We start from the raw sequence: 11309 nt of genomic DNA, 5'->3' as shown, positions 1-11309 counted from the left end.
CACTTTTATGGGCAGTGCCCGCTTTTAATAGATGAGAGAGGTGATCGTCTTCCGGCGGGCCTCTCTCTACGAAATGTAATATTATGCAAACATCTTACACTCGCTATATTAAAACAGTAATTACATATATTTCGTTTAATAAATTACTGTTAATTAACCTACTAATAATTTAAACTTCTTAAAGAACGACACCTTCCTTGATTTGAATTTCTTTTATTTTACGATCAGCTTTTTGTCGGGCTTTCATTTTTGACTTTTCTGCTTTTTCGATAGCCTTGAGAGTAGATTTTTCTAATTTTTGTTGATCTTTATTGGCTCTTTTCTCTACATCATTACTTGCATCTTTTCTCGCTTTTTCAGATGATTTTTTATTGTTCTTTTCTTGTTGTTTCTTCGCCTTTTCAATATTTTTTTCTTGTTGTTCCTCTGCATTCTTAATTTCTTTTGCTTCTTTCTCCTTAATTTTAGTTATTTCAGATGATGTCTTTTCACTGATTACCACATTTTGCCCGTGAAGAAAAACAGGTAGCGATATGCCTATCAGCATAATTGTAAAAATGATATTTTTTTTCATTTGTTTTTGTTTTGAATAATATATTCCTATTATAATAAACATTTGAAAGAATTATTAGTTGGTTATTTCACAACAAATTAACGAATATTGTTTATCAGTTCTAGATTGAAGTACAAATAGTTTATAACCTTATTCAACAGAGTAATTCACTATAAATCTTTCATAAAGAAACGAGTAAAATAAAATTTATGGAAATTCATCTCATCCACTTATATAATAAGCATTTAACTATTAATAACTTGTAGAAAATGACAAAATAAAGCAATTTACTATTAGTACTTGAAAATAATTCTACCTTTACAATACACCAGCTTTTTACTGTAAAAGATTACCCTTCTCGAAAGTTTTTGAGAAAAAAAAGATCAGTGGTAGAAGGCATTAATTAATATAGTACAATGTCAATTACAAATATCCGTTTAGAAGTCATGCACTTCTTAGAAAAGAATGTAGATAATTTTATTACCCAGTTTCTGGTTCCTGTTGAAAAAATATGGCAACCGACTGATTATCTTCCTGACTCAGAGAAAGAAACTTTCTTTGAAGATGTAAAAGAATTACGCGAACTGGCCAAAGAGCTTCCTTACGATTTCTGGGTCGTATTGGTCGGGGACACCATCACAGAAGAGGCTTTACCCACTTATGAATCGTGGTTAATGGACGTAGAAGGTATAGACAATGTAGATGGCGAAAAGCGTAACGGTTGGTCAAAATGGATCAGACATTGGACAGGTGAGGAAAACCGTCACGGCGATTTATTAAACAAATATCTTTATTTATCGGGCAGAGTGAATATGAGAGAGATTGAGCAAACTACACAACATCTCATCAATGACGGTTTTGATATTGGTACAGGAAGAGATCCGTACAAAAACTTTGTATATACCAGCTTTCAGGAGTTAGCGACCTTCATTTCGCACAATCGTGTAGCAGAAATAGCTAAAAAAATGAGCAACGAAAAATTGTCAAGGATGTGTAAACGTATTGCAAGTGACGAAATGCGGCATCACCATGCTTACAGCGAATTTGTCAGGCGTATATTTGAGGTAGACCCGAGTGAAATGATGCTCGCGTTCCAGTATATGATGAAACAAAAGATAGTTATGCCTGCTCACTTCCTTAGAGAATCTAAGGAGAAAATAAGCACAGCCTTCGAACAATTTTCAAATGCTGCACAGCGTATAGGGGTATATACAGCTGCCGATTATGTGGATATTATGCAAAAGCTGATAGACAAATGGCAGATAGATAAAATTACGGGATTAACAGACGAAGCTGAACGTGCCCGTGATTTTTTGATGAAGCTTCCTGTACGTATGTCTAAAATATCAGAACGATTGATTATTCCAGTTGATTCGTATATTTTCAAATGGGTACAACCCGCTGTGAAATAATACCATTGGACGAAGTATTGTCATTATTCGTGGCAATACAGGTGAAAGATAAACTCTTATTTAAGAAGTTATTACAGAAAGTCGAATTTGAATAAATAAAGTCAATTAAACACAGATAAGAGCATATTAAAGAATTCCATCATGTATAAATGTTAAAATACGTCGATTCGCTTAGAATTGTAGTTAGCAGAATAGCGCAAAACGAAGAAGTATAATTGTTCCCAACTATAAACAATGCCCAGACCCTAATCGTTATTTTTTCAAGTCATCCAACCCTTTGCGATTCTTTTCTGCTCGCTTATTAGCCTTATCCGCTCGTTTCTCTTTTAGATTCTTTTGAGGAGCTTTTCTGTCTGCTCTATCTTTTCCTTTTTCTTCTTTTGACATAGTTTTTTTGTTTTAAATAATTTTTCAAGATCAGGATTTCTTATCGAAAATATATTACATAATTAAAACTATAAGTTACATAATTAATAGTTTCAACCGTTTTCATGGCTTTATCTATGAATTATGTAACTTATTGAAAATGTTATGTAACACAAATTCCCATAAATCAGCATACCTTTTAAAATAAACAGAAGAAACAAATATGTTAGATTTTAGAAGTTATAAGAAATTCCAAAACAAAGTCAATAATAAACCTTTTTACGGTGAATTGTTTAATACAGAACAGTTGGCAGAGTATTCGAAAGCACTTGGAGAGGATCATCAGGCAACAGGGAGTACACAGAGTAATTATCTGCGAGAGCAATTAGATTATAATGATGGTGTTCTGCACGATTTCAATAATGAAATGTTAACAAGTAGCAATCGAAGTTATGTAACTCCCGCTATCGAATGGATGATCGACAATTTTTATTTAATTGAAGAGCATATTTTATTAGCCCGACATCACTACCCCAAGGAGTATAACCAAGAACTTCCTTGTCTCTTAAAAGGTGAATATAAAGGGATACCCCGTATATATTCTTCAGTCATAGAACTCATCTCCCATACGGATTCTCAGATTGATATAGAATCGCTTTCTGCTTTTTATAAGACATACCAAATAAAATCTGCCCTCAAGATAGGAGAGTTATGGGCAATTCCTATCATGTTACGGTTGGCGTTAATCGAAAATTTGCAACGTATTGCAACTCGATTACAGTTAAATACGAAACATCGAGATATAGCAAAACTGTGGGTCGACAAGTTGGAAGATACCGCTCTCAAAAAGCCCTCCAAATTGATTGAGATAGTAGCTGATATGTCCCATTCCGATATCCCGACATCCGGTTCTTTCGTATCGGAATTCAGTCAACGGTTATCGTCTCAAAATTCGGCATTACAGATAGCCCGGAATTGGCTTGAACAAAAACTGGCGGAGGACGGGCTTTTTATAGACGAACTGATCTATCAGGAAAATCAAAATCAGGCAGCAAATCAATTATCTGTTAGTCATATCATAAATAGTCTCCGGTTTATAAATACAACCGACTGGAAAATATTTGTTGAAAAACAAAGTATTGTAGAGCAAATCTTACTTAAAGATCCCTCCGGAACTTATGGATCTATGGATTTTAATACTCGTGACCATTATAGACATATTATAGAATCATTAGCACAAAACAGCCTTAGATCAGAGATTGAAATCGCTCAATCTGCAATTACATTAACCCAATTGTATAAAGATACAGGCACACGACAAGCTCATGTAGGCTATTTTTTAATAGGTGATGGAAAATATTTACTCGAAAAAGAAATTGATGTAAAAAAGACTGTCTCGACAAGAATAAAAAATGTATTAAGAGGTGCTCCCTTAGCTGTTTATGCCGGATCTATAGCTATATTATCTCTACTAGGATTTATCCTATTTGTTTCTGTCTTTCAATCTAAAGAAATATCAATAACACATTGGTATTTCATAATTTTATCATTTCTCTTTCTTATTTTCATTAGCCAGTTTACAGTATTCTTCGTCAATTGGATAATTACACTTTTTGCAAAACCGGATATTCTACCTCGGCTCGATTTTTCCAAATCGATACCGATCGAATACCGTACAATGGTTGTTATCCCAACCATCATTTCGAATGAAGAAAATATTGATAGTCTTATCTCCCAATTGGAACTTCATTATCTGTCGAATAGAAATACCAACCTTCATTTTGGATTATTGACAGACTTTCCGGATGCTCCTAACGAAAAAGAGGCCTCCGATGATCTCTTGCTCAACCGGGCACGTTTGGGAATTGAAAATCTCAATAAAAAGTACAGGATTGATAACGGCACTTTGTTCTATCTATTTCACCGTCCTCGTCAACGGAATCCGAAAGAAAAAACATGGATGGGACATGAGCGAAAAAGAGGTAAGCTAATGGAATTTAATTCATTACTAAGAGGAACGGAAAACAATTGCTTCTCACGCATTGAAGGAGAACTGTCTATATTGCTAAGCTTTAAGTATGTGATAACCTTAGATGCAGACACACAATTGTCGCCCGACACTGCTCATAAGCTGATAGGAACAATGGCTCACCCGCTGAATCAGGCAGAACTTGATGTGAAACGTAATGTTGTAATTCGGGGTTATGGTATTCTTCAACCTCGCGTTTCGTCCAATCTTGTCAGCAGTCAATGTTCCCCTTTCTCACGCTTGTTTACAGGCGACTCGGGTATTGATATTTACACACGAACTGTATCCGATGTCTATCAAGATGTGTTTCACGAAGGTTCTTATATGGGTAAAGGTATTTATGATGTAGATGCTTTTGAAACCAGCTTAAATAACCGTTTTCCTGAGAACAAAATACTTAGCCACGATTTGTTGGAATCATCCTATATACGTTCCGGACTTGTCAGTGATATAGAAGTTTCCGAATCATTTCCTTCGGGTTATAATATGGATGCAAACCGTCGTTTTCGCTGGATACGGGGCGACTGGCAAATCTTACAATGGATATTGCCTTGCGTTCCTAATTCGGGTAAAGGTTTTTCCCGAAATCCTATTTCGAGTTTAAGCAAATGGAAAATACTTGATAATTTACGTCGAAGTATAGTCTCGCCTGCAACATTGTTATTCTTGATCGGATTTGCAACATTGTTTCCTCAAAAACTTTGGTCAGGTCTATTGTTGATTCTTCTCATTATCGCTCTTCCTTTTGTATTGGAGAATATAACCAATTCTTTACGCAAAGCAAAGGACCAATCGTGGAAACTCCATTTATGGGAGGTCTTAGAAAAAAGCATGCATCAATTTAAACAGGTTTTATTTGCATTAGTTGTTCTCCCATACGAAGCCTATCTATGTGTAAAAGCAATTATTGTCACTCTTTGGCGACTCACTATATCTCATAAACATCTGATGCAATGGCAAACCTCTGCCGATGTAGAGAAAAAAGCAGTTAATACGCTGTCGGGATTCTATAATAGAATGTGGTTTTCGCCCGTAATGGCTATCTTCTGCGGAATATCGTTAGGTATGTACAACCCTATCATGCTATACATTTCTCCGTTTTTATTTATATGGATAATTGCTCCATATATCGCTTGGCGCGCAAGTTGTCCCACAATCCCCCAAATATCTCACATAACAAATGAGCAAGATCTTTTACTACACCGTATAGCCCGTAAAACCTGGCATTTTTTCGAGATATTTGTTAATGAAAAAGAGAATTGGTTAGCACCCGACAATTATCAGGAGACACCCAATCCTGCTATTGCTTCCCGTACTTCTCCTACCAATATTGGTCTGTCGTTATTAGCCAATTTATCCGCCTTTGATTTAGGATACCTGACAGCCGGAAAGCTTGTAGAACGAACTACGTTGACTTTCGATACAATGACAAAACTGCAAAAACACAGGGGGCATCTGTATAATTGGTACAATACCGAAACACTTGAGCCAATGCTTCCGTTGTATGTATCGAGTGTAGATAGTGGTAATCTGACAGGACATTTGCTTACACTTGCTCAAGGGCTAAGGGAATTGGAAGAAGACAATATTTACAAGCCTGTTATTTTCGAAGGGATGCTTGACACTGTACAGACAATGAGAAACATTGACTGCAAAAATAAGGCTTTGATTCTATTCGAAAAGGAATTGCTTAAACCTTTGCCCGAGACTTTAACTGCCGCGTTTGCCCTTTTAAAATCGGCAGAACAACAAATCGAACAGATCAATAATACTTTATCATCCGATGATGCCATACTAAGCTCATGGGGTGCGATATTAAAGAAAAACTGTAAAGAGTATGTTGACGAAATGCTTTTTCTTGCCCCTTGGCTTGCCATATCACTTCCTGTTCCTGTTGAAAGATCGGGAGAAAGTATTGCAGATGAACAGATGAATCATGTAATTTCTACACTGGAAGCTCTAGATTATGTGCCTACGTTAACACAAATAGCCAATTTAGAAGCTACCGGTATTTGTTCACAAATTCAATCTGTATTAGACCAATTGTCCGGCAAAGAGAATCTATCTGCTGATAGAGAAATAAAATGCTTTACACAATGGCAGGCTTACCTGAAAAACGCAATAAAGAATGCAAAACAAAGAATACAAATTCTCAATGTATTGGCACTGCAAAGTGATAGTTTTGCCAAAATGGATTTTGCCTTTTTATATGATCCAATAAAGAAGTTATTCTCGATCGGATATAATGTCATCGAACAACGGATGGATCAAGGTTCGTACGATATGTTAGCTTCCGAAGCACGCTTGTGTAGTTATGTAGCCATAGCTCAAGGACAAATTCCGTTAGAGCATTGGTTTTCGCTAAGCAGATTACTGATTTTTTCGCAGGGCAAACCTATATTGGTTTCATGGAGTGGCTCTATGTTCGAATATCTGATGCCACTGTTAGTTATGCCAAATTATGAGCAAACATTGCTCGATCAAACCTACAAAGGAGTCATCTATGAGCAAATAGAATACGGCAAGAAATTCGATATTCCTTGGGGAATTTCAGAATCAGGATTAAATCGCACAGATACTCAATTCAATTATCAATATAAAGCTTTCGGAATACCAAGTTTGGGATTGAAGCGAGGTCTGTCAAAAGATCTGGTGATTGCTCCTTATGCCACTCTTCTGGCACTGATGGTTAATTCGCGGAAAGCATGCGAAAACTTGGAACGGCTTGCCGATAACGGCTTTGAAGGTATGTATGGTTATTATGAGGCTGTAGATTATACCCCATCTCATCTGCCGTTAAATGCAACAAGCATAGCTGTTCATTCCTATATGGCACATCATCAAGGTATGGGACTTGTCTCGATATCCAACATAATGAAAGGAAATAAGATGCAGGAGCGTTTTATGTCTTGCCCTATGATTAAGGCTTTTGAACCTCTGTTACAGGAGAAAAATCCTCATAATATAAAGATCGATGTTATATCGGATGATTCTAAGTTTGAGATTGAAGGAATTAATCCACTGTTATCCAATAGTGTATATTACACTCGAGTTTTTGACAATAAAAACATACCGCCTGAAGTTAACTTATTGTCTAACGGACGTTATCAGATAATGATAAATAACGGTGGCGGAGGCTATAGTCGATGGAATAATTTAGCAGTCACCCGTTGGCGTGAAGATGCAACGACAGGTTGTCATGGCTTGTTTGTTTACTTGTGCGATGTTGATACAGGAGAATACTGGCCGATCGGGAACCAACCGATACCAAGTTCTTCTGATGATTATAGCGTAAAATTCACTCAGGCTTATGCCGAATTTAAGCAACAACATTCTAAATTGGAAGTAAGAACAACCATATGTGTTTCACCCGAGGATGATATGGAACTGAGGCGAATAACCTTAACCAACCATACGAATAAGCCTCGGAGAGTAGAATTGACTACATACAGCGAAGTGGTTATATCATCGCAAGATGCTGATGAAGCGCACCCGGCGTTCAATAACTTGTTTGTACAAACCGAATTTAATGCAGCAGCCTCCTCTATATTATGTACCCGGCGTCCTCGTTCGCAGGAGGAAACCCCACCATACTTGCTGCATTTGTTGTTATCCGGGCAAGATCAGGAAAATGACGTTTCATGCGAAACAGACAGGGCTTCTTTTATTGGTCGTGGACATTCATTGGCAAAGCCTTTGGCAATGAGGCAATCCGGAACCTTATCAAACAGCGAGGGTTCTGTTCTTGACCCCTGTATTGCATTGCGACGGTCGATCATTATTCCAGCCCGAAAGAGTGTAAAAGTATATGTGCTACTTGGCATGTCCGACACGCATCTGGGGGCATTGTCCCTATCGGATAAATACCAGAACATCCGTATGACCGATCGTGCTTTCGAATTGGCATGGACTCACAGTCAGGTGGTTCTTTATCAACTTAATATTACCGAGACCGAAGCTCAGATTTTTGCTAAAATGGCAGGAGCTTTGGTTTATGCTAACCCTTTGTTCAGGACAGATCCGAATATCCTAAAAAACAACAGACGCGGACAAAACGGATTGTGGAGTTATGGTATTTCTGGTGATATTCCGTTAGTGTTATTGCGAATAAAGGATATAACAAATATAGAGCTGGTACGTCAATTGGTTTTGGCACATGCTTACTGGCGAATGAAGGGGTTAATAGTTGATCTTGTTATATTGAATGAAGACACATCGGTGTATCGCCAATCATTGTATGATGAGATAATAAACCTGATACATAGTGGCGTAGATGCTACGTTTTTAGAAAAGCAAGGTGGCATTTATGTTCGACGGATAGAGCATATGCCACATGAAGATATATTGCTTCTTCAGTCCGTTGCCCGAATTGTAATAGATGATGAGCAAGGGACATTATTCGACCAAATGGAAGGTAAGTTAACTACAGATGTTCAGACTTCGATATTAAAACCAACACGTACTGTAAACACAACAGTAGAAACTGAATTAGCTCAGCGTAATTTAATTTTCTCTAATGGTTTTGGAGGATTTACGCCCGATGGGCAGGAGTATGTTATTACATTAAAACCGGGAGAATCGACACCCGCTCCTTGGTGTAATGTATTGGCAAATGAACATTTTGGAACGGTGGTATCTGAAAGCGGTAGCGCTTATACCTGGGGCGAAAATGCACATGAGTTCCGTATTACACCTTGGCATAACGATACAATTCTGGACTCATCGGGTGAAGCCTTTTATATTCGCGACGAAGAAACCGGACAGTATTGGTCTCCAACACCATATCCCGCAAGAGGAAATACCCCTTATGTTATTCGACATGGTTTTGGCTATACTGTCTTTGAGCATACTGAAAATGGAATAAAATCAGAACTGTGGATGTATGTGGCTTTGGACACATCTATAAAATTCACAATCTTAAAAATAAAGAATATCTCCAATCGTCCGCGGAACTTATCTGTTACCGGCTATTATGAATGGGCGTTGGCAGAGAAAAAATCCAAAAGTCTTTTACATACTCAGACGGAGGTCGATATAGAAACAGGGGTGCTTTTTGCTCATAATTTCTATAACTCAGATTTCGCAGGAAAGATTGCTTTTATAGATGTCAATGAGACCCGAACGGTGACAGGCGATCGAAAAGAATTTATTGGGCAAAATGGAAGTTTATCTGATCCTGAAGCGATGAAGCATACTCGTCTATCAGGAAAAACAGGAGCAGGCATAGATGCTTGTGGAGCCGTTCAAATTGTTTTTGATTTAGCAGAAGGGAAAACTAAAGAAACTCGTTTCAAATTAGGTTTTGCTCAGAATAAAGAGGAGATGAAACAATTAGTCCGTCGTTATCGACAAATCGGATCTTCACAACAAACATTGGATAATGTTCGTAATTATTGGAATCAAACACTTGGTGGAATCAAAGTAGATACTCCTGATTCTTCGATCAATGTAATGGCTAACGGTTGGTTGTTGTATCAAACATTGAGTAGCCGTATTTGGGCACGTTCGGGATTCTACCAATCAGGCGGAGCATATGGTTTCCGCGATCAATTACAGGATGTAATGGCTCTGGTTCATGTTGAACCCGATATAACCCGAAGACAAATACTTCGTGCAGCCGCGCATCAGTTTACGGAAGGTGATGTGCAACATTGGTGGCATCCACCAATGAACAGAGGGGTTCGAACGCATTTTTCGGACGATTATTTGTGGTTGCCTTATGTTGTATGTCAATATATTTCGAGTGTTGGGGATAATGACATTTTAGGTGAGATTGTATCGTTTATCGAAGGTCGGGAGCTACGGGCAGACGAAGAATCATATTACGATCAGCCCAATCATTCAGCCGAATCAGCATCCCTTTACGAGCATTGTGTGAGGAGTATTAAGTACGGTCTTAAATTCGGCGTACATGGTTTACCTCTCATGGGATGCGGTGATTGGAACGATGGTATGAATCTGGTAGGAAAAGAAGGAAAAGGTGAAAGCGTTTGGCTTGGTTTCTTTTTGTACGATGTATTAGTCAAGTTTTCGGATGTGGCAAGGCTTCGCAATGATGAACCTTTTGCTCAGTACTGTGTAGATCAAGCAAAAGAATTGCAAAAAAACATCAGGTTACATGCTTGGGATGGCAAATGGTATCGTCGAGCCTTTTTTGATGACGGTAGTCCTCTCGGTTCTGTCTTGAATGAAGAATGCCAGATTGACTCTATTGCTCAAAGTTGGTCGGTAATTAGTGGTGCAGGAGATAAGGAGCGTTCGGTAATGGCTATGAATGAAGTTGATATGCAGTTAGTTGAAAGAGAAGCCAAACTCATCCGATTGTTTACTCCTTCATTTGACAAATCATCTCTAAGTCCGGGTTATATAAAAGGATATATTCCGGGAGTCCGTGAAAACGGAGGGCAATATACTCACGCAGCTATCTGGACAGCGTTGGCTTTTGCTATGATGGGAGAAACGGATAAAGCATGGGAACTTTTCGATTTACTGAATCCTATACAACATGGCGCTACTGCAGAAGATATTGCCATTTATAAAGTTGAGCCTTATGTGGTAGCTGCCGATGTGTACACAAACCCTCAGCATCTCGGACGAGGAGGCTGGACGTGGTACACCGGTTCAGCATCATGGATGTATCGTTTGTTGATAGAAATATTGTTAGGCATCAATCGTGTGGGAGATAAACTACTTCTAACTCCCCATTTGAAGAAAGAATGGAATAGTTACAAAGTACATTATCGTTTTCAAGAGACTGTTTATCATATTACGTTCAATCAAGTCGAAGATTCTATAGAACCCTATCTTATTTTAGATGGGCAGAAGCAGAATGATTTAAACACTCTACATATGAAGAATGATTGTACAGAACATTTTGTGGACATGTGGATTAGAAAGTAACAATATGTGAATTATAGAGCCTCTAGAAGGTATAAACATAAAAGCTTCA

The 11309-nt window shown here is 37.9% G+C and carries 4 protein-coding genes; 2 read left to right on the top strand and 2 right to left on the bottom strand.

Annotated features, from left to right (window positions below):
• Nucleotides 1-178: 178 nt before the first annotated feature.
• Nucleotides 179-574, bottom strand: coding sequence for a hypothetical protein (locus B3P17_RS08090; RefSeq protein ID WP_291104960.1), 396 nt, complete (start codon nt 572-574; stop codon nt 179-181).
• Between the two features lie 395 nt (nt 575-969).
• Between B3P17_RS08090 and B3P17_RS08085 the strand changes: the two genes are divergently transcribed.
• Entirely contained in the window at nt 970-1965 is a 996-nt protein-coding gene (locus B3P17_RS08085) for an acyl-ACP desaturase (protein WP_006844259.1), read from the top strand.
• Nucleotides 1966-2217: 252 nt separating this feature from the next.
• On the opposite strand, the gene B3P17_RS08080 is transcribed toward B3P17_RS08085, so the two are convergent.
• Nucleotides 2218-2352: a hypothetical protein gene (locus B3P17_RS08080; protein ID WP_006844260.1), complete on the bottom strand. Its 135-nt coding sequence runs from the start codon at nt 2350-2352 to the stop codon at nt 2218-2220.
• A 202-nt stretch (nt 2353-2554) separates the two neighbouring features.
• Here B3P17_RS08080 and B3P17_RS08075 point away from each other — a divergent pair, with 202 nt between their 5' ends.
• Nucleotides 2555-11260 carry a GH36-type glycosyl hydrolase domain-containing protein gene (locus B3P17_RS08075; RefSeq protein WP_291104955.1) on the top strand — a complete coding sequence of 2902 codons (8706 nt, stop codon included), beginning with the start codon at nt 2555-2557 and terminating at the stop codon, nt 11258-11260.
• Nucleotides 11261-11309 lie beyond the last annotated feature (49 nt).

It is taken from the genome of Dysgonomonas sp. UBA7630 (assembly GCF_002483985.1).
GTDB lineage: Bacteria > Bacteroidota > Bacteroidia > Bacteroidales > Dysgonomonadaceae > Dysgonomonas.
Note: the sequence above shows the minus strand (reverse complement) of the source record. Positions and strands in the feature narration are given on the sequence as shown.

What these genes read in the sequence shown, in the direction of transcription:
- B3P17_RS08090 (WP_291104960.1), bottom strand. Translation starts at nt 574, where the DNA reads ATGAAAAAAAATATCATTTTTACAATTATGCTGATAGGCATATCGCTA.
- B3P17_RS08085 (WP_006844259.1), top strand. Translation starts at nt 970, where the DNA reads ATGTCAATTACAAATATCCGTTTAGAAGTCATGCACTTCTTAGAAAAG.
- B3P17_RS08080 (WP_006844260.1), bottom strand. Translation starts at nt 2,352, where the DNA reads ATGTCAAAAGAAGAAAAAGGAAAAGATAGAGCAGACAGAAAAGCTCCT.
- B3P17_RS08075 (WP_291104955.1), top strand. Translation starts at nt 2,555, where the DNA reads ATGTTAGATTTTAGAAGTTATAAGAAATTCCAAAACAAAGTCAATAAT.